Annotated in this window: 18 protein-coding genes; 9 read left to right on the top strand and 9 right to left on the bottom strand. The window is 73.1% G+C overall.

Annotation, left to right across the window (positions count from 1 at the left end):
- Positions 1-25: 25 nt before the first annotated feature.
- The 4 genes from yczE to OG711_RS32685 all read left to right on the top strand — a co-directional run bounded on the left by yczE (position 26) and on the right by OG711_RS32685 (position 3,548).
- Positions 26-736, top strand: coding sequence for a membrane protein YczE (gene yczE, locus OG711_RS32700; RefSeq protein WP_399505611.1), 711 nt, complete (start codon positions 26-28; stop codon positions 734-736).
- Positions 733-1,500, top strand: coding sequence for a glycerophosphodiester phosphodiesterase family protein (locus OG711_RS32695; RefSeq protein ID WP_329562141.1), 768 nt, complete (start codon positions 733-735; stop codon positions 1,498-1,500). Before yczE ends, OG711_RS32695 begins: the two co-directional genes overlap by 4 nt.
- 54 nt (positions 1,501-1,554) lie before the next feature.
- The gene (locus tag OG711_RS32690) at positions 1,555-2,907 is read left to right on the top strand and encodes an MFS transporter (RefSeq protein WP_073791803.1); all 1,353 of its coding nucleotides are present in this window, start codon (positions 1,555-1,557) and stop codon (positions 2,905-2,907) included.
- Positions 2,908-3,173: 266 nt separating this feature from the next.
- Positions 3,174-3,548: an RNA polymerase-binding protein RbpA gene (locus tag OG711_RS32685; RefSeq protein WP_003977404.1), complete on the top strand. Its 375-nt coding sequence runs from the start codon at positions 3,174-3,176 to the stop codon at positions 3,546-3,548.
- A 209-nt stretch (positions 3,549-3,757) separates the two neighbouring features.
- Here the strand turns inward: OG711_RS32685 and fxsA are convergent, their stop codons facing one another.
- The 4 genes from fxsA to OG711_RS32665 all read right to left on the bottom strand — a co-directional run bounded on the left by fxsA (position 3,758) and on the right by OG711_RS32665 (position 8,104).
- The gene (gene fxsA / locus OG711_RS32680; protein ID WP_073791806.1) at positions 3,758-4,342 is read right to left on the bottom strand and encodes an FxsA family membrane protein; all 585 of its coding nucleotides are present in this window, start codon (positions 4,340-4,342) and stop codon (positions 3,758-3,760) included.
- Positions 4,343-4,458: 116 nt separating this feature from the next.
- Complete coding sequence (locus OG711_RS32675; RefSeq protein WP_266513077.1) at positions 4,459-5,382, bottom strand: polyprenol monophosphomannose synthase; 924 nt, start codon at positions 5,380-5,382, stop codon at positions 4,459-4,461.
- A 546-nt stretch (positions 5,383-5,928) separates the two neighbouring features.
- Entirely contained in the window at positions 5,929-7,581 is a 1,653-nt protein-coding gene (locus OG711_RS32670; protein WP_329562139.1) for an amidohydrolase, read from the bottom strand.
- 79 nt (positions 7,582-7,660) lie between these two features.
- Positions 7,661-8,104, bottom strand: coding sequence for an Lrp/AsnC family transcriptional regulator (locus OG711_RS32665; protein WP_073791814.1), 444 nt, complete (start codon positions 8,102-8,104; stop codon positions 7,661-7,663).
- Positions 8,105-8,360: 256 nt separating this feature from the next.
- Between OG711_RS32665 and OG711_RS32660 the strand changes: the two genes are divergently transcribed.
- Positions 8,361-8,789 (top strand): hypothetical protein, encoded by a 429-nt coding sequence (locus OG711_RS32660; protein WP_073791817.1) that lies wholly within the window; start codon positions 8,361-8,363, stop codon positions 8,787-8,789.
- A 278-nt stretch (positions 8,790-9,067) separates the two neighbouring features.
- Here OG711_RS32660 and OG711_RS32655 read toward each other — a convergent pair whose 3' ends face one another.
- On the bottom strand, positions 9,068-9,427 hold the full coding sequence (locus OG711_RS32655; protein WP_329562137.1) for a YciI family protein: 360 nt from the start codon (positions 9,425-9,427) through the stop codon (positions 9,068-9,070).
- A gap of 193 nt (positions 9,428-9,620) precedes the next feature.
- Here OG711_RS32655 and OG711_RS32650 point away from each other — a divergent pair, with 193 nt between their 5' ends.
- Positions 9,621-9,980 (top strand): hypothetical protein, encoded by a 360-nt coding sequence (locus tag OG711_RS32650; protein WP_329562135.1) that lies wholly within the window; start codon positions 9,621-9,623, stop codon positions 9,978-9,980.
- 165 nt (positions 9,981-10,145) lie between these two features.
- On the opposite strand, the gene OG711_RS32645 is transcribed toward OG711_RS32650, so the two are convergent.
- Entirely contained in the window at positions 10,146-11,318 is a 1,173-nt protein-coding gene (locus tag OG711_RS32645; RefSeq protein ID WP_073791822.1) for an acyl-CoA dehydrogenase family protein, read from the bottom strand.
- Between the two features lie 417 nt (positions 11,319-11,735).
- Here OG711_RS32645 and OG711_RS32640 point away from each other — a divergent pair, with 417 nt between their 5' ends.
- Positions 11,736-12,986, top strand: coding sequence for a glycoside hydrolase family 18 protein (locus tag OG711_RS32640; protein ID WP_073791824.1), 1,251 nt, complete (start codon positions 11,736-11,738; stop codon positions 12,984-12,986).
- A gap of 140 nt (positions 12,987-13,126) precedes the next feature.
- Here OG711_RS32640 and OG711_RS32635 read toward each other — a convergent pair whose 3' ends face one another.
- Together OG711_RS32635 and OG711_RS32630 are read right to left on the bottom strand one after the other, a co-directional pair.
- The gene (locus OG711_RS32635) at positions 13,127-13,807 is read right to left on the bottom strand and encodes a TetR/AcrR family transcriptional regulator (protein WP_329562132.1); all 681 of its coding nucleotides are present in this window, start codon (positions 13,805-13,807) and stop codon (positions 13,127-13,129) included.
- A gap of 196 nt (positions 13,808-14,003) precedes the next feature.
- Positions 14,004-14,150 carry an SCO1431 family membrane protein gene (locus tag OG711_RS32630; RefSeq protein WP_107499325.1) on the bottom strand — a complete coding sequence of 49 codons (147 nt, stop codon included), beginning with the start codon at positions 14,148-14,150 and terminating at the stop codon, positions 14,004-14,006.
- Positions 14,151-14,477: 327 nt separating this feature from the next.
- Between OG711_RS32630 and OG711_RS32625 the strand changes: the two genes are divergently transcribed.
- A complete protein-coding gene (locus OG711_RS32625) occupies positions 14,478-15,989 on the top strand; it encodes a M1 family metallopeptidase (RefSeq protein WP_329562129.1) in 1,512 nt (503 codons plus the stop codon).
- 16 nt (positions 15,990-16,005) lie between these two features.
- Here the strand turns inward: OG711_RS32625 and OG711_RS32620 are convergent, their stop codons facing one another.
- Entirely contained in the window at positions 16,006-17,367 is a 1,362-nt protein-coding gene (locus OG711_RS32620; RefSeq protein WP_329562127.1) for a C39 family peptidase, read from the bottom strand.
- Between the two features lie 349 nt (positions 17,368-17,716).
- Here OG711_RS32620 and OG711_RS32615 point away from each other — a divergent pair, with 349 nt between their 5' ends.
- Positions 17,717-18,316 (top strand): uridine kinase family protein, encoded by a 600-nt coding sequence (locus OG711_RS32615; RefSeq protein ID WP_329564192.1) that lies wholly within the window; start codon positions 17,717-17,719, stop codon positions 18,314-18,316.
- Positions 18,317-18,552: the final 236 nt, after the last annotated feature.

Below are 18,552 nucleotides of genomic sequence, written 5' to 3'. Positions count from 1 at the left end.
ACCATCACCACAGAGGGGCACTGCTTTGCCGATCACACGCTTCACCCGGAGTCCCCGCGACCCGCAGGCCGCCCCCGCCCGTCTCCCCCGCCGCCTCACCCAGCTCTACGGCGGCCTCACGCTGTACGGGGTGAGCTGTGCGCTGATGGTGGAGGCGGGGCTCGGTCTCGAACCGTGGGGTGTGCTGCACCAGGGCCTCGCCGAGCTGACGGGCCTGACGATCGGCGTGGTCACGATCGTCGTGGGCGCACTGGTGCTGCTGCTGTGGATACCCCTGCGCCAGCGCCCCGGTCTCGGCACCGTCTCGAACGTGATCGTGGTCGGCGTCGCCATGGACGCGACGCTCCTCCTGTTCCCGGACACGCGAACGCTGGCCGTCCGGGTTCCGCTGATGGTGCTGGCCGTCCTGCTGAACGGCGCCGCGACCGGCCTCTACATCGCGGCGAACTTCGGTCCGGGCCCGCGTGACGGGCTGATGACCGGACTGCACCGCCGCACCGGGCGGTCCATCAGACTGGTGCGCACCGCCCTGGAGGTCGCGATCGTGGCCACCGGCTTCGCGCTCGGCGGCACCGTCGGCGCGGGAACGGTCCTGTACGCCCTGGCGATCGGACCGCTCGCCCAGCTCTTCCTGCGGATGTTCGCCGTCGCACCGGCCTCCGGCCTCGCCGATCCCCCCGCGGACCGGACTCCCGTCACCGGGGTGTCGCCCGGACACGCGATAATCCGGCCGTGACCTCCCGTACCCGGCACCCCTATCTGGACCATCCCGCGCCGCTCGCGTTCGCCCATCGCGGCGGCGCGGCGGACGGCCTGGAGAACACCGTGGCCGCGTTCCGGCGGTCGGTGGCCGCGGGCTACCGCTACATCGAGACGGACGCGCGCGTCACCGCGGACGGCAGACCGGTCGCGTTCCATGACGCGACGCTGGACCGGGTGACGGACGGTGCCGGGCGTATCGCGGACCTGCCCTGGTCGCGGGTGCGGCGCGCGCGCGTGGGCGGCACCGAACCCGTGCCGCTCTTCGAGGAGCTGCTGGAGGAGTTCCCCGAGGTCCGCTGGAACATCGACGTCAAGGCGGACGCGGCCCTCACCCCCCTGCTGGCGCTGATCGGCCGCACCGGCGCGTGGGACCGGGTATGTGTGGGCTCGTTCTCCGAGGCCAGGGCCGCCCGCGCCCAGCGGCTGGCGGGCCCCCGCCTCGCCACCTCCCACGGGATGCGCGGGGTGCTCGGGCTGAGGCTGCGCGGGTACGGCGTGCCCATGGCCCCGCGCGGCTCTGCGGTGTGCGCGCAGGTGCCGGAGAGCTGGGCGGGGGTGCGGGTGGTGGACCGGCGCTTCGTCCGGACGGCCCACGCGCGCGGGCTGCCCGTGCATGTGTGGACGGTGAACGACCCCGCGCGGATGCACGCCCTCCTCGATCTCGGCGTGGATGGCATCATGACCGATCACATCGACACACTGCGGTCGGTCCTTCAGGACCGGGGCGTCTGGGTCTGAGCGCGTGCCCGGCCGGGCACCGCGCCGGGCCCACCAGGGGGAGGCGAGGGGCCGGTGGGTGCGAAGACCGTGCGGGCGGAACCGGACGACGGACCCGGGGACCGGCGGCGCGAACAACACGGGTGGTACGTCTACGACTGGGCGTGCTCGGTCTACTCGACGACGGTCCTCACGGTGTTCCTGGGCCCCTATCTGACAGAGATCGCCAAGGCCGCCGCCGACAGCGACGGCTATGTGCATCCGCTGGGCATCCCGGTGCGCGCGGGATCGTTCTTCGCCTACTCCGTGTCCCTGTCCGTGGTCGCCGCGATCCTCGTGATGCCGCTCGCGGGAGCCGCCGCCGACCGCTCGGGACGCCGCAAGCCCCTGCTCGCGGTGTCCGCCTATGTGGGGGCAGCTGCCACGACCTGCATGTTCTTCCTCGAAGGCGACCGCTATCTCCTCGGCGGACTCCTGCTGATCGTGGCCAACGCCGCGCTCGCCGTGTCGATGGTCCTGTACAACTCGTACCTCCCGGTGATCGCCGGGCCCGAGGAGCGCGACACGGTCTCCTCACGCGGCTGGGCCTTCGGCTACGCCTCCGGCGCGCTGGTCCTGGTGGCCGATCTGATCCTGTTCACCCAGCACGACCGGTTCGGGGTGACGGAGAGCACGGCGGTGCGGATCTGTCTGGCGACGGCGGGTCTGTGGTGGGGCGCCTTCACCCTCGTCCCGCTGCGCCGTCTGCGTGACCGGCGGCGGCCCGCCGCCGGCGCGGGAACCGCCCTCAAGGGCTGGCGGCAGCTGGCGGCGACGATCCGGGACATGCGCCGCTATCCGCTCACCCTGGCGTTCCTGCTGGCGTACCTCGTCTACAACGACGGGGTGCAGACCGTGATCACCCAGGCGTCGGTGTACGGCTCCGAGGAACTCGGACTCGAACAGTCGACGCTGATCGTCGCGGTCCTGCTGGTCCAGGTGCTCGCGGTGGCGGGCGCGCTCGGGATGGGCCGGCTGGCCCGTACGCACGGGGCGCGCCGCACGATCCTCGGGTCCCTGGTCGTCTGGACGCTGCTGCTGGCGGCGGGGTACTTCCTGCCCGCCGGGCGGGCCGTGTGGTTCTTCGCCCTGGCCGCCGGGATCGGCCTGGTCCTGGGCGGCACCCAGGCCCTGTCCCGGTCACTGTTCTCGCATCTGGTGCCGCCGGGCAAGGAGGCCGAGTACTTCTCGGCGTACGAGCTGAGCGACCGGGGGATGTCCTGGCTGGGGCCGCTGCTGTTCGGTCTGACGTATCAGCTGACCGGGAGCTACCGGGACGCGATCCTGTCGCTCGTGGCGTTCTTCGCGCTCGGTTTCGTCCTGCTCGCCCGGGTGCCCGTACGGCGCGCGATCCAGGACGCGGGCAATCCCGTACCGGAACGGATTTAGCGCCTGCGGGCAAAGGGCGGTAGTGTACGCCTTTGGCCTGCCAGGCGTACCGTTACTGCGCGCGAAACCAGCCTCAACGCTGGGTGACATCTCACGCCAGGTGTGACAAACCGGGCGTCGGTGGGTATTGCATTGGTCAACAAGGCTGCGGCTACGACGGCGACGCAGGACCCGGAACGGGAATCTTTACCGCCGACCGGACGTTGACCGGATGACGACGACAGCGACACCTGTCCTGTGGGCGACAAGCCCGGGAGGCACGATTCATGAGTGAGCGAGCTCTTCGCGGCACGCGCCTCGTGGTGACCAGCTACGAGACGGACCGCGGCATCGACTTGGCTCCGCGCCAGGCCGTGGAGTACGCATGCGAGAAGGGCCATCGATTCGAGATGCCCTTCTCGGTAGAGGCGGAGATCCCGCCGGAGTGGGAGTGCAAGGTCTGCGGGGCCCAGGCACTCCTCGTGGACGGCGACGGCCCTGAGGAGAAGAAGGCGAAGCCCGCGCGCACGCATTGGGACATGCTGATGGAGAGGCGCACCCGAGAGGAACTCGAAGAGGTCCTTGAGGAGCGGCTCGCCGTCCTTCGCTCCGGGGCGATGAACATCGCCGTACATCCGCGGGACAGCCGCAAGTCCGCCTGACCCTTACGGGGAAGGTCGGCAGAGAGCTTCAAGAGCCGCGGGCGGGTGCCATATCAGGTGTGGCACCCGCCCGCGGCTCTTGAGCTGTCTCCGGGCACCCCTTCGGCGGCCCATCTGTGCAGATACGGGTACTGCCCCGTGCCGTTCAGCGGCACGGGGCAGTACCCGTATCTGCACAGAGGCGTGAAGCCGGTGTCAGGGGCCCGCGGTCACGGCGTCAGCGGAGGGTTCTGACCCGGGTTCGGGTCCCTGCGGGGGTCGGCCTTGTCGTGGATGACCTCGCCCGGGACGACCTTGCCGTCCGGACGGCGCATCCGGGCCTGCTGGAAGGCGTCCCCCAGGGTGCCCGGGGAAGCGGCCCGCATCCTGCGCTCCAGCGCCCGCTCACCGCGGCGGCTCACCGCCTTGCGGACCGGGGGCACGAGCAGCAGCAGCCCCAGCGCGTCCGTGACGAGCCCGGGGATGATCAGCAGCAGACCGGCGAGCATCACCAGTCCGTTGCCCTCGCCGGAACGGCCGCCTTCCGGCGGCATCACACCGCTCTGGGCCTGCTGGACCGCCTCGCTCAGATTCTTGAAGGCCCGGCGGCCGGCGGCCTTGATCACCACGCCGCCGAGCACGATCGCGCCGACGAGCAGCAGGAAGACGGTGAACCCGCCCGCCGCGTCCGCGACCAGGGTCAGCAGCCAGATCTCCAGCACGAGCCAGGCCACCAGGGCCAGCGGAAGAAACCTCCGGACCTTGGAGGGCCGGGGGCGGGTCGGGTACGGCGGGTTCGGTGCACCGGTCGTCATGCGTCCAGTGTGCCTGGCCGCACATCGGTGCGGGATAAAGCGATGCGGTCAACAATCCTGCGCGGGGCGGACTCAGGGTCCGACGCACCGCCGTACGGACGGCGGGGCGGCCCGCCTCAGCGGTCCTGGGCGCCCGAGGAGTGCCGCTCGGCCGGGGCGGAGGCGGCGGACGAGGAAGAGGCGTCCTCGGAGCTCTTCGCGGCGGACGGGGCACCGGAGGGGCCTGCCGGGGCGGATCCGTCGGACGCTCCGGCGGGGCCGTGGGACCTCAGCTTGCCGAAGCGCTCCGCGACCCCCCAGGAGGTGACCCGCCACAGGGCCTCGACCAGGATGTCCTTGCTCATCTTGGAGTCGCCGTGCACCCGCTCCACGAAGGTGATCGGGACCTCGACCACATGGAAGCCCGCCTTGACGGCACGCCGGGCCAGGTCGACCTGGAAGCAGTAGCCCTGCGAGGCGACCTCGGCCAGTCCGAGCCCTTCGAGGGTCTCGCGCCGGAACGCGCGGTAACCGCCGGTCACATCGCGGATCGGGACGTCCAGCAGCAGCCGGGAGTACGTGCTGCCGCCCCGGGAGATGAACTCACGGGACTTGGGCCAGTTCACGACGCGCCCGCCCGGCACCCAGCGGGAGCCGAGGACGAGGTCGGCGCCCTTCAGCGCGGTAAGCAGCCGGGGCAGTTCCTCGGGCTGGTGGGAGCCGTCGGCGTCCATCTCGACGAGGACCCCGTAGCCGTTCTCGATGCCCCAGCGGAAGCCCGCGAGATAGGCGGCGCCGAGCCCTTCCTTGCCCTTGCGGTGCAGGACCTGGACGTGGTCGTCCTGGGCGGCCAGCTCGTCGGCGAGCTTGCCGGTGCCGTCAGGGCTGTTGTCGTCGGCGACGAGGACGTGCGCCTCGGGCACCGACTCCCGGACCCGGCCGACGATCGACTTGATGTTCTCGGCCTCGTTGTAGGTCGGGATGATCACCAAGGCCGTACCGAGCGGGCCGAACCGCCGCTCTTCGGCACCGGCCGAGGAGATCTCGTCGCCGTCGTTCACAGGAGCCCCTTCGTGCAGGTCGTACGCAGATGACCACCATAGTGGGCGCGGCCTGCGTGGCAGCGCCGCGACGGGCCCGTACGGGCACACGCTTGGTGACGGTGCCGTGGGGCTGCGGATCGGGCCCGGCGCCCTTCGGTCCGGCCCGGGACCCGCTGGCTGCGGATCGACCGGGGCCGTTGTCTACTGAGCTGCCGGGCCCACCCGGGTCACAACCGGCCCCGGGCTCCAGTGGAGCAAGGGGGGACCCCCGACCGGCCGGAACGTTCCCTCGCCCCCGAGGCGCGGGAACTGGGCCTGGCTCCCAGCGGTGCGGCACCGGTCGTGGCGCCGTACCCCTGACCCAGCGGCGTTCGACGACTGCGTGGACGTTCGCCGGTCGGACGTCCTGTGGTGGACCCGGCCGAACCTACCCGGCATCGGCGGCTCCGTGTCAACAGCCCTCCCACCTGGGTCGTTTCCAGGAACCAGCAGGTCAGCGAGGAGACCCGCAGGTCGGGTGCGGCGGTACGGCACCCCCGGCCGGGTGCGCGCCACCCCGGCACATCACTCGTTAGGCCGCACGAAGACCGTGCGGCCGCCGACCACGGTGCGCAGACAGACGGGGAGTTCGGCGCCCGGGGAGAGGTCGGGCAGTCCCGGGGTGCCGGAGCGCGGGTCGGTGGACCAGCGGGCCACCCGGTCGTCGGGCGCCTGGACGAGCAGGGCCCCGGTACGCCACAGAGCGTAATCGGCGGGGGCGCCGGGGACGAGGATCCCGGCGTCATCCCGCCCGACGGCCCGCCAGCCGCCCCGGGTGTGGGCGGCGAACGCGGCCCGTACGGAGACCCCGTGCCCGGGGGTGCGGTGGAAGGCCGCCGCGCGGACGGCCGCCCAGGGGCCGAGCGGGGTGACCGGGCTGTCGGAGCCGAAGGCCAGCGGGACACCGGTGCGCAGCAGCGCGGCGAACGGATTGAGGGTGCGGGCCCGTTCGGTGCCGAGGCGGCGCGCGTACATGCCCTCGTCGCCGCCCCACAGGGTGTCGAAGAGCGGCTGGACGGAGGCGGTGAGGCCGAGTTCGGCGAAGGCGGCGATCGTCTCGGGGGTGAGCATCTCCGCGTGCTCGACCCGGTGGCGGGCGGCGCGGATCCGGGCGAGCCCGAGCTTCTCGGAGGCGGCGCGTACCCCCTCGACGACGGCGGTGACGGCGGCGTCGCCGATGGCGTGGAATCCGGCCTGGAGGCCCGCCTCGGTGCAGACGACGACATGGGTGGTGATGTCGGCGGCGTCGAGGTACGCGGCGCCGGTGTGCGGGGCGTCGGCGTACGGCTCACGCAGACACGCCGTGTGGGAGCCGAGGGAGCCGTCCACGAAGAGGTCGCCCGCGGCGCCGACGGCGCCGAGCGCGCGCACCCGTTCGGCGTCCTTGGGGCCGGTGAGGCGTTCGCCCCAGTAGCCGACGACCCGGGGGCCGGGTTCCGTTTCCGCGAGGCGCAGCAGGTCCGTCAGGTCGTCCTCGCCGGAGATGTCCGGGCCCGCGCACTCGTGGACGGAGCCGATCCCGAGGGAGGCCGCGTGGCGCAGGGCGGCGCGCTGGGCCTCGGCGCGCTGGGCGGGGGTCACGGCGCCGTAGGCGGCGGCGCGCACCGCGTGGTGGGCGTCGCGGGTCAGCGGGGCGTCGGCGTCGTAGCCGTCGCGGGCGGTGACACCGGGGACGAGGTCGAGCAGGGCGGTGGTGGCCGCGGCGGAGTGGACGTCGATCCGGGAGAGGTAGAGGGGGCGGCCACCGGTGGCGGTGTCCAGTTCGGTGCGGGACGGGGGCCGGGTGTCGGGCCAGCGGGAGGCGTCCCAGCCGTGTCCGAGCAGGACCGGGTCGCGGGGGCGGGCCGCGGCGTGCGCGCGGACCTGTTCCAGGGCGGCCTCCCTGGTGGCGGCGCCGCTCAGGTCGAGTCCGGTGCGGGTCAGCCCGGTGGACGTGGTGTGGACATGCGCGTCGGTGAAGGCCGGGGTGACGAGGGCGCCCGCCAGATCGACGGTCTCGTCGGCGGTCGCGGCGAAGGCGTCGGCCGCGCCCTCGGAGCCGACCCAGGCGATCCGGCCGTGGGAGACCACCATGGCGGTGGCGAAGGGGTCGGCGGGTGAGTGGATCTCTCCCCCGCGCAGAAGGACGGTTCCCTGGTCCTGGCCCTGGTCCGTCCCGGGGGCTGTGCGCTGGCTCATGCCCCCAGTGTCCTCGCCCCCCGGGTCCGTCCTCGTCCCGGGGTTCGCGCGGCGGGCGGTACCGGCCGGCGGCCCGGGATCAGATGACGCGGGGCGGGCGGGACTCGTAGGGGGTCGACAAGACGACGGTGGTGCGGGTGGAGACCCCGGCGAGGCCGCGGAGCCTGCTGAGGAGGTGTTCGAGTTCCCTCGGGGTGGCCACCCGGACCTTGAGGATGTAGTTCTCGTCGCCCGCGACGCTGTGGCACGCCTCGATCTCCGGAACGCCCGCGAGGCGCTCCGCGATGTCGTCCGGCGCGCTGGGATCGAAGGGTTTCACCGAGATGAACGCGGTGAGCGGCAGACCGACGGCCTCCGGGTCGACGACCGCCGCGTAGCCGCGGATCACTCCGCGCTGCTCCAGTCGGCGTACCCGCTGATGCACGGCCGAGGTGGACAGGCCCGTGGCCTTGCCCAGGTCGGTGTAGCTCATGCGCCCGTCCTTGACGAGCAGCTCGACGATCTGACGATCCAGCTCCTCCATGGCGGAAACCTACAGCTCCGATGATCGCCCGGGGGACCGGAACGGCATTCGGCTCCGTTCCGAGACCATTCGGTGACGCGCGGGGCGCACACGACCCTTCGCACGCCCCGCCGGACACCATCTATGTGACGAACGCCACAGCCCTATGGGGGGGTCCAGGACCTTGGGGTGATTATCGCCCTGACCGGACGGGAAATGCTTGCTGTGGCCGAGGACACAGCGCCCGGCCCACCCATCGAGGGGGAGAGTTCCCAATATGCAGAGTGTGAAGCGTCCAGGCCGCCCCGCGCGTGCCAAGCAGCAGCCCGTCGTCGAGTCCGCGCCGGAGGGCGTCGAACCCGGTGACGACGAGTTCGACGAGTACGACACGTTCGAGATGTACCGGGTGATCTGCCCGGACTGCGCCCAGCCCATCGCGCTGCTGGCCGACGAGGACACCCTCCCGGAGCACGCGCGGTGCCCCACCCCGTGGAACCCGTTCGGCCTCCAGGTCTGCGCCGGTACGGGCCGGCTCGCCACCGGTACCCGGCCCGCCGACGAGACCCGTGAGGTCCAGGAGCAGGACACCGCCCTGCTGCTGACACTCCCCCAGGGCCTCGACTGGCGCACCCAGCCCTTCTCGCACGTCGGCGGCCCCGGGTCGCGGCCGATGCGGGTCCCCCAGATGCGGCGCGACGCGGCCTGAGCGCCCCGCACCCCGTACCCCCGCACCACCCCCACCCCGTATCTCCCGCGCGCCGGTCGTCACCCGGCGTCCGTGTCCCGGACGCCCGGTCAGCCGTCCCGCGCGCGACCCCCCTTCACCGAGCCGCCGCCGCGTCGGCGGTGTCCTGACCGTGCCGCAGCGCGGCACGGCACGGCCCTCGCCCGCCCGGTGGTGACAGCGCGTCAGGTCCGTCAGGGCCGGTGGCCGACCGGCCGGCCACCGGTCGGCCGCGGCGGAACCCGGGGTGAAGGCCGCGCTCAGGCGCCGTCGAACTCCCGGACCTCACGGACCTCCGCGGTGATCGTGAGGTGGTCGTCATGGGCCGCGAGGAACCGCCGGACCCACTCGACGGCCTCGGCCCGGTCCCTGGCCTGAATCATCGAGTAGCCGAGGATGGCGTCGCCGCCGCCGAAGGGGCCTTCGGTGTCGGTGAGTCCACCGCCGGACCAGACGACCCGCACGCCCTCGGCGGTCGGGGCGAGACCGGCGGTGTCGAGCATCACGCCCGCCTTGGAGATCTCTTCGAACAGCGTGCCCATCCGCTCCGCGAAGGCGGGTGAGCGGGGTGCGGCGGCGGCGGTCTCGTCGAGCTGGATCAGGGTCAGGAATCGGGGCATGGAAAGGCTCCTCCACGAAAGGGCGGGAATCTCCCGCCTCTGCCTCTACGTCGAACGGAGAGTGCCCGGATCGACAGACCGGGGGAAAGTCGTCCCGTTCCGGCAGGAGGGCGTGTGTCCGTTCACGGGGATCGAACTCACGCGCACCCGGGCCCGAGGGTGACCCGCGCGGGGGTCGCCGCGTTCGCCGGGTATGACCTCGACCCTTCCCGGTCCGGGCAGGCTGCGCCGCGTCCTGTTCTCCGCGCCCGAAGAATCGGTTCCGCTGTCGGCGCCCCGGCAGCGGGGACCCGAGCAGTCCGGCCCCCCGCCACGGCACCCGTATCCGGTGCGCGCCACGCCCGCGCCGCCGGGACCGGCCCCGGAGCCGGAGCCGTCGCCCCGGCCCGATCCGCCCCTCTACCGCGAGCTGCTGGCCCAGTGGACGGAGCGGGGACGGGCGCTGCCCGGCCACCCGGACCCGGAGTGGGACCGGCTGACGGCCCCGCTGGTGCGGCCCGGTGAGTTCGGCGGGACGGGGGCCGCGGGGGCACCGCGCGGCGGCGGCCGGTGAAGGGCTCCGCGGACGGCTTCGGTGGTGGGTGCGGGGTTCCGGGCGCCGCGTCGGCGGCCGGTGCGGGTGTTCCTCGGAGCGTGTCGGTGGCCGGTAGGGGCGTTCCGCGGCACGCCGGGGTGTTCCGGGGGCCGTATCCGGCCGCCGGTGGTGGAGCAGCGGCGCTCAGCGGCTCTCCGGGCCCGCCAGGTGCCGGGCGATGACCATCCGCTGGATCTGGTTGGTGCCCTCGACGATCTGGAGGACCTTCGCCTCCCGCATGTACCGCTCCACGGGGAAGTCGGCGGTGTAGCCGTAGCCGCCGAGCACCTGGACCGCGTCGGTGGTGACCTTCATCGCGGTGTCGGTGCACATCAGTTTGGCCATCGCGGCCTCCTTGGCGAACGGCAGCCCCGCGTCACGCAGCCGGGCCGCCGCGAGGTAGAGCGCCCGGCCCGCCGCGATCTGGGTCGCCATGTCCGCGAGCAGGAAGCGCAGTCCCTGGAAGTCGGCGACGGGACGGCCGAACTGGCGCCGTCCGGTGGCGTACTCCACCGCCCCGTCCAGCGCCGCCTGGGCCACCCCGATCGCGCAGGCGGCGATGCCGAGCCGGCCGGAGTCCAGGGCGGCGAGGGCGATCGTGAAGCCCTGGCCCTCCTCGCCGAGACGGCGGGAGTCGGGGACCCGGACCCCGTCGAAGTGGACCTGCGCGGTCGGGGAGCCCTTCATCCCCATCTTCCGCTCGGGCACCGCGGCGCTCAGGCCCGGCGCGTCCCCGGGCACCAGATACGCGGTGATGCCCCGGGCGCCCGGACCGCCGGAGCGGGCGAGCACGGTGTAGAAGTCGGCGATCCCGCCATGGGTGATCCACGCCTTGGTGCCGGTGAGCACCCAGTCGTCACCGTCCCGCACGGCCTTGGTCCGCAGGGAGGCCGCGTCCGAGCCCGCGGCGGGCTCCGAGAGGCAGTAGGCGCCCAGCAGGCCCCCGCCCAGCATCGCGGGCAGCAGTTCGGCGCGCTGCTCCTTGGTCCCGAAGCCCGCGAGGGCGTGACAGGCGAGGGTGTGGACGCTGGCCCCGAGACCGACGGTCAGCCGGACGGCGGCGAGTTCCTCCAGGACCTGGAGATAGACCTCGTAGGGCTGGTCACCGCCGCCGTACGCGGAGTCGTAGGGCAGTGCGAGCAGTCCTGACCGGGAGAGCAGGGTGAAGACCTCACGGGGGAAGCGGCCCGCCTCCTCCTCGTCGGCCGCCGTCGGGGCGATCTCACGCCGGGCGAGTTCGCGGACGAGCGCGAACAGCTCCCGGGCCTCGTCCGTGGGGGCGATCCGGTCCACGGGCTGCGGGGCGTGGTCGGGCATCTGCGGTCCTCCCTGTCGGGCTGATCGGGGACGACCGCACTAGGGTGTGGCGGCGCCTCCGGTGGGTCCGCGGCATCGTTCCGGCGCCAGGCGCACGGTCCGTCCCCGGAGATACGGCACTGCCCGGCCGATGGTGCCCTTCCGGATCACGGAGGGGCGCTGACCAGCGACTGTGGCGCGTCGAGTATGCCCGATCGGAGGCAGTTCGTCACGGGTGCGCGATCACCTGGCACCACCACGGAAATTGGTCCGCACCATTGACCCCACTGGTCTAGTCCTCCTACTGTTCCCTGCGAACGCCCCACGCGTTCATGCCAAGAGGAACAACCGCGTTGTCCCACAAGGCCATTGTGGTGCTCCGCGCGGCCTCCACGGCTTGCCCCCCACCGTTCTCCTCCCCCACGAGGTGACCACCGCATGTCCGCACCACACCGTCCCCGAGGCCGCTTCCGGGCGCTCGTCTCCACCGTCTGCTGCGCCGTGCTCGGCGCCGGACTGCTCGCCGGGGCCACGACCGGCGCCAGCGCGAGCGCCGAGGACACCACCGCCACGACCCAGGCCGCGGCGGGCTCGAAGGTCATCGGCTACTTCCCCGAATGGGGCGTGTACGGCCGGAACTACCACGTCAAGAACATCCAGACGTCCGGCTCCGCCGCGAAGCTGACCCACATCAACTACGGATTCGGCAATGTCCAGGGCGGCCGCTGCACCATGGGTGACGCGTACGCCGCGACGGACAAGGCGTACCCCGCCGCCGGTTCCGTGGACGGCGTCGCCGACACCTGGGACCAGCCGCTGCGCGGCAACTTCAACCAGCTCAAGAAGCTGAAGGCGAAGAACCCGAACCTCAAGGTGCTGTGGTCCTTCGGCGGCTGGACCTGGTCCGCCGGGTTCACCCAGGCCGCGCAGAACCCGGCCGCGTTCGCCCAGTCCTGCTACGACCTGCTCAACGACCCGCGCTGGACAGGGGTCTTCGACGGGATCGACATCGACTGGGAGTACCCCAACGCCTGCGGTGCCGGCTGTGACACCAGCGGACACGCCGCGTACCGGAACCTGATGCAGGCGCTGCGCGCCAAGTTCGGCTCCACCAAGCTGATCTCCTCCGCGATCCCGGCCGACGCGTCGGCGGGCGGCAAGATCGACGCCGCCGACTACGCGGGCGCCGCGCAGTACGTCGACTGGTACAACCCGATGACGTACGACTACTTCGGCACCTGGTCCGCCAAGGGCCCGACCGCCCCGCACTCGCCGCTGAAGAGCTACCCGGGCATCCCGAAGGCCGAGTTCCACTCGGACGCGACGATCAAGAAGCTGAAGAACCTCGGCATCCCGTCGAACAAGCTGCTCCTGGGCGTCGGCTTCTACGGCCGCGGCTGGACCGGCGTCACCCAGTCCGCGCCCGGCGGCACCGCCACCGGCCCGGCCCCGGGCACGTACGAGCAGGGCATCGACGACTACAAGGTGCTCAAGACGAAGTGCCCGGCCACCGGTACGGTCGGCGGCACCGCGTACGCCAAGTGCGGCAACGAGTGGTGGAGTTACGACACCCCCGCCACCCTCGCCACCAAGATGGCCTACAAGAACGAGCAGGCTCTCGCCGGCACGTTCATCTGGGACCTGAGCGGTGACACCGCGAACGGTGAGCTGATCAAGGCGATCAACTAGCCTTCGCGGAACCCGGGGCGGCGGCCCCGGCGCACGAACCAGCATCACAACGGTGGAGGGGCGGGACCCGGTCGCGGGTCCCGCCCCTCCACCGTGTGCGTGGACTTCTCCGGTACGTGGACCGCTCCGGTACGTGGAACCTACGCGGGCCGCACGCGCGGGGGCGCCGGGCAGGACGGTTCCAGCTCCTCGATGGTGCGCAGGGTGCTGCCGAGCAGTCTGACCAGCAGTTCACGGACGGTGTCGCGGGGCGGTCCGTCCCGGCCGATCCAGTCGAGGGTGACGCCCTCCACGCTCCACTGCCAGCCCAGGATCGCGAGCCGGGCGAGCCGCGGGATGTCCCGGCGGCCGTAGGCGCCCTCCGCGATGGTGTCGACGATCGCCTCGCGCACCCCGTCCCGGATCGCCTGCACCTCGGCGTCGAAGCCGACCCCGCCGCTGACGATGGTGCGGTACGCGGCCTGGTTCTGCTCCGCGTAGCGCAGATAGCCGTCGATGGTCCGCTCGACACGGGCCCGGCCCGGCAGTTCGGTGCCGCTCGCCGCCCGGGAGACCAGCTCGGCGACGGCGTCCTCCACGATGGCCAGGTAATAGCCGCGCTTGGACGTGAAGTAGTAGTAGATCAGCCCCTTGGCGACATGGGCCTGACGTGCGATGTCGTCCATCGACAGGGCGTCGTAGGACGTGTCGGCGAACAACTTCCGCCCGATCTCGATGAGTTCGGCCCGGCGGGCGTGGGAACGGGCCGTGCCGCGCGGGCGGGGCCGCTCGGGGTCGGGAGACCGGGAACCGCTGACGCCCTGCTGCTGGCTGGTATCCAAATGGGGCCTTTGTCTGCTGGCTGGCGACGAAACACCGGCAGTATGGCAGAACGGAACGCTCCGCAACGGGCGTCCGGGAGACCTCCCCCCGCCACACCGGACAGCACCGGCCACATCGGTCCCACGCGACGGCATCCGTCCCACCCGGCCCGGCCGCATCGGTCACGGCGCCCGGCCCGGAGGGACCGGGCCCGGCTCACATCAGGCCGAGGCGGGTGACGAGCATCGCGATCACCACGACCAGGGTCCAGCCGAGGACGTGTTCGAGGACGCGGGGGCCGTCGGTGCGCGGGCCACCCGTGCGGGCGGCGGCGCGGCGGGTCTGGAATGCGGTCGCGTTCATGGGGTCTCGCTTCGTCGAGCGGAGGGAAATGTCCCCGAATGGTCGCGCCACTGTGCCACCCGCACCGGGGATCGCGATAGGACGCCGGTCACGTCCCCGCCGGGCCCCGGTGCCGGAGGGCGCGCGGGGCGCGTCGGGCGCCCGGGGGCGTGCGACCGGCGCGCGTGGGCGCCGGTTCACTCCCACGGGTGGTACCTGGCCGGTTCCCGGGCCAACGATCTCCACGCGCCGGTCGTCCTCCTCCCAGGGGGATGGACCGGCCCGGCCGACCACCGGGCGCCGCCGTTCCCGCGACCACCGACGACAGCGTGCACGGAGGGGATCCCGATGAGCTCGCACCACACGTCCCGCCGCCGACCCCGGCTCGCCCTGGCCACCGCGATCACCGCGCTGGCGGCCCTGGCCGGGCCCGCCGCCCAGGCCGACCCCGCGGGCCGTCCGACCTCGCCCCAGGCAGCGCCCCCGGCGACGGCTCCCACGCCGGGCGCCCCGGGAGCGGGCGATCCGCTGTTCCCGCTCGACGGGAACGGCGGCTACCGGATCAGCCGCTACTCCCTGGACTTCGACTGGCAGGCCCCGCGGACCGCGTTCCCGGCGAGCGCCACGATCACCGCCCGCACCACCCAGGCCCTGTCCCGCTTCAACCTCGACTTCGCCGGGAACACGCTGCGCTCGGTCACGGTGGACGGCGCCGAGGCCCGGACCACCCGCGACGGCGACGAGCTGGTCATCACCCCGGCCCGCCCCCTCGACAAGGGCAGCCGCTTCACGGTGGTGGTCCACTGGACCGCCGACCCGACCCAGATACGCCACCGGACCGACGCCATCGAGGACTACGGCTGGATCCCCACCCCGGACGGCACGGTGGTGTACCCGCAGCCCAACGGCGCCCGCATGCTCTTCCCCGCCGACGACCACCCGAGCCGCCGCGCGCCCGTCACCTTCCGGATCACCACCCCGCCGGGGATCCACGCCGTCGCGGGCGGCCGGCTCACCGAACGCGCCGAGCGGCCCGACGGCCGGGTCCGGTGGACCTACGACTCCGGGCAGCCGGTCGCCGCGCAGCTCGTCCAGCTCGCGATCGGCCGGTTCACCTTCGTGGAGAGCGAGGGGCCGCGCGGGCTGCCGATCCGGGACGTGGTCCCCGACGCGCTGGTCGCGCCCACCGAGCGCTACCGGGCCCTGACGCCCACGCATCTGGCCTGGCTGGAGGAGCGCCTCGGCCCCTATCCGTTCGACCGGTACGGAATCCTCGTCGGTGACACCGGTCTCGGGGTCGCCCTGGAGACCCAGACCCTGTCCCTGGTGCCCAAGGCCGATCTGCTCGGGAACCAGGTCGACGCCGAGCGCAATCTGGTGCACGAACTGGCGCATCAGTGGCTGGGAAACAGCAACGGCATCCGCGAGTGGTCCGATCTGTGGCTGAGCGAGGGGCACGCCCGCTTCTACGAGCGGCTGTACTCCGAGGAGCACGGCGGGACCTCGCTGGAGGCGTCGATGAGGACGGCGTACGAGCAGCACGACCAGTGGCGGCGCGACTTCGGCGCGCCCACCGAGCCGACCGAACCGAACCTCTTCAAGCGGATGCGCTACGACGGCTCCGCGCTGGTCTTCTACGCGCTGCGCCAGGAGGTCGGTGACCGGATGTTCCGGAAGATCGAGAAGGAGTGGGCCAAGCGCTACCAGGGCAAGGTGACCGGGAGCCGCGAGTACTTCGCGCTGGCCTCCGAGGTGACCGGGCGGGACATGGACGCGTTCCTGCGGCCGTGGGCGTACGGGCCGAAGACTCCGCCGATGCCGGGGCACCCGGACTGGGTGGTCCGGCCGGCCATCCGGTGACCGCGCGGGCGTCGGCTCAGCCGATCCCGGCGGCGGCCAGGGCCCGGCGCTGCCGCTCGTCCGGTTCGGCCGGGAAGTACAGGTAGCACACCCCGCCGGAACCGCCGACGGCCTTGCCCGCCGCGTTGTACCGCCGGGTCCGCAGCCAGACGTTCTCCCATTCGCGTCGGCGGTAGACCCGGCGGACCTCGGCGTTCGACGGGGAGGACGGGTCGTTGGCGATCACATCGCCGTCCGCGGTGAAGCCGACGACCGTCATCAGATGCCCGGCGGTGCCGTACCCGGCGCCGGTCAGCTCCTCGGCCCGGAAGGACTGCGAGGTGATCACCGGGAGCCCGGCCGCGACCAGGCCCTCCAGCTCGGTGAGCGTGGCCAGCCGGGTGACGACCGCCTGGAGACCGGGGTGACTCGCCGCGTAGGCCGCGTTGAACGGCCAGTTCCCGCAGCCCCGGTACGTGTGGTCGTACGTGGCGCGCGCCGCGTGGCACACCTGCGGATCGGCGTACGCGGGATCCACCCAGGCCAGGTCCTCCGGCGCCGGGCGGTGCCCCCAGTACTCGACCACCATCTGCGAGGACGTGGGGCTGCACCAGGCCTCGCCCCCGTTGTCGTACTCCGGGTACTGACCGATGTGGGTGTTCTGCGAGTAGCGGGGCACCGCGAGTTCCCGCGCGGTCACCGGGACGGAGGCGGGCACGGTGAAACGGTCCGGGATGTCGGAGCCCATCAGATGCAGCCGGTGCACCCTCGGGGTGAGCGCCGTACCGGCCCGCCGGTGCAGGGTGAGCCGCGCGCGGCAGGCGGTCAGCCGCAGTCCCGAGGCGGGATCACCGATCGCGAGGGTGTCGGTCAGGACCGCGCTGCGGCCGTCGCCCTGGCCGTCGGCCGAGGCCCGCCGGATGTCCTGGTCGCCCGAGGCCCAGTCGCCGAGCGAGTACCAGGGGGTCCGGGTGCCGTCGGAGTAGGTGCCGCGTACCTCGGTCCGCAGCCAGGTCCCGGCCGGGGTGTGCGCGTTCCAGGAGACGACGGCCTCCGTCGAGGGCACGGCGAGCGGCTGCTCGGGGCCGGTCCACACCGCGTGTTCCCAGGTCACCGACCGCCCGGAGACCGGGTCGGCACGCTGGACGCGGCCCGCCGCGGCGGCGATCGCCAGATACGGGCGGGCCCCGGCGACGGTACGGGTGCCCTCGGCGGCGCCCTGTTCCCAGTCGGCGTACGAGGCCCAGGCGTGATTGGCGACCCCCCGGCCGCCGGCCCGGCCCGACGGGAGGGCGGAGCCGCTGGCGGGACCCGCCGAGCCGCCCGCGGTGACGGCGACGGCCGCCGAGCAGACGGCCGTCAGCAGTGCGCGGCGGGAGGTCCCCGCTGATCCGGTCATGGACGGCTGCTCCCGGTCGGCGGGCCCGCGGTGGAGCGGCGGGCGGGGCGATGGCGACCGGCATCCGCCGGTCCGCCGTGGGGACACTATGTCCGCCGGACCGGCCCCGGCCAGCACCTCCGCCCCCGCCACGCCCACCGGCCCCCGCCCGGACCAGCCGTACGAGCCGCACGGGAGACCCCGCCCGGACCGCCGCACGAGCCGCGCGCGACTTCGCCCCCGACCAGCCGCACGTGAGGCCCGGGGGCGGCCCCCTACCCTGGGAAGGGTGACCGGAACCACCCCGCCCGCACCGCACGCCCCAGCCGCCCCAGCCGCCCCGCCGCCGGGGCTTGCCGGGGAACTCGCCCTGCTGCCGCCGTCCTGCGGGCCGGTCCGGCTGATCGCGGTCGACGGCCACGCGGGCTCGGGCAAGACGACCTTCGCCGCCGCCCTCGCCGCCGCGCTGGGCGGTGCTCCCGTGCTGCACCTGGACGACATCGCCACCCACGAGGAACTCTTCGGCTGGACGGACCGGCTGCTGAGCCAGGTCGTGGCACCGCTGCGGGACGGGCGGCCCGCGCGCTACACACCGTACGACTGGACCGCCCGCGAGTTCGGTCCGCCGCGGCTGCTGCCCCCGGCCCCGGTGGTGCTGGTCGAGGGGGTCGGCGCGGGACGGCTGGCGCTGCGCCCGTATCTGGCCCGGGTGCTGTGGATGGAGTTCGAGCCGGACGCGGCCTGGGAACGGGGACGGCTGCGGGACGGTCCCGCCCAGCGCGCGTTCTGGCGCGGGTGGGTAGCGGCCGAGCGACGGCACTTCGCACAGGACCCTTCGCGCCCCTACGCCACCCAGCTGATCCAGCAGGGACAGAAGGGGTACGTGGTGTCCCCTGGGCCCGCCGCGCCGCGTGGGACGCCGGGAATCGCCCGTTCCGTGACCGAGGGTGAAGTCCGGCAGGGAGGCTGAGAAGCGCCCGGAAAGTGGTTTTCGTCAGTGCTTCAACTCCGCTTGACCAGTGGGCCGTACACGTCCTACGTTCTCAATGTGCGGCCTTTCGGGCCGCCCGCAGTCGCGAGGCCCCCGGTTGTTCCCCCGTGACCGGGGGCCTCGTTCTGCCCGTCACGCCCCGCTTCGCCCCTTCGGTCCGTCCCGGTACGGCGTCGCCCGCTCACCCTCGGTCACCGTCGGGTATCCGTTCGGTC

It is taken from the genome of Streptomyces uncialis, assembly GCF_036250755.1.
Classification (GTDB): Bacteria; Actinomycetota; Actinomycetes; order Streptomycetales; family Streptomycetaceae; genus Streptomyces; species Streptomyces uncialis.
Note: the sequence above shows the minus strand (reverse complement) of the source record. Positions and strands in the feature narration are given on the sequence as shown.

Excerpts from the sequence above, each read along its gene's own strand:
- OG711_RS32685 (WP_003977404.1), top strand. The coding sequence starts at position 3,174 with ATGAGTGAGCGAGCTCTTCGCGGCACGCGCCTCGTGGTGACCAGCTAC.
- fxsA (WP_073791806.1), bottom strand. The coding sequence starts at position 4,342 with ATGACGACCGGTGCACCGAACCCGCCGTACCCGACCCGCCCCCGGCCC.
- OG711_RS32670 (WP_329562139.1), bottom strand. The coding sequence starts at position 7,581 with ATGAGCCAGCGCACAGCCCCCGGGACGGACCAGGGCCAGGACCAGGGA.
- OG711_RS32665 (WP_073791814.1), bottom strand. The coding sequence starts at position 8,104 with ATGGAGGAGCTGGATCGTCAGATCGTCGAGCTGCTCGTCAAGGACGGG.
- OG711_RS32660 (WP_073791817.1), top strand. The coding sequence starts at position 8,361 with ATGCAGAGTGTGAAGCGTCCAGGCCGCCCCGCGCGTGCCAAGCAGCAG.
- OG711_RS32655 (WP_329562137.1), bottom strand. The coding sequence starts at position 9,427 with ATGCCCCGATTCCTGACCCTGATCCAGCTCGACGAGACCGCCGCCGCC.
- OG711_RS32650 (WP_329562135.1), top strand. The coding sequence starts at position 9,621 with ATGACCTCGACCCTTCCCGGTCCGGGCAGGCTGCGCCGCGTCCTGTTC.
- OG711_RS32645 (WP_073791822.1), bottom strand. The coding sequence starts at position 11,318 with ATGCCCGACCACGCCCCGCAGCCCGTGGACCGGATCGCCCCCACGGAC.
- OG711_RS32640 (WP_073791824.1), top strand. The coding sequence starts at position 11,736 with ATGTCCGCACCACACCGTCCCCGAGGCCGCTTCCGGGCGCTCGTCTCC.
- OG711_RS32630 (WP_107499325.1), bottom strand. The coding sequence starts at position 14,150 with ATGAACGCGACCGCATTCCAGACCCGCCGCGCCGCCGCCCGCACGGGT.
- OG711_RS32625 (WP_329562129.1), top strand. The coding sequence starts at position 14,478 with ATGAGCTCGCACCACACGTCCCGCCGCCGACCCCGGCTCGCCCTGGCC.
- OG711_RS32620 (WP_329562127.1), bottom strand. The coding sequence starts at position 17,367 with ATGACCGGATCAGCGGGGACCTCCCGCCGCGCACTGCTGACGGCCGTC.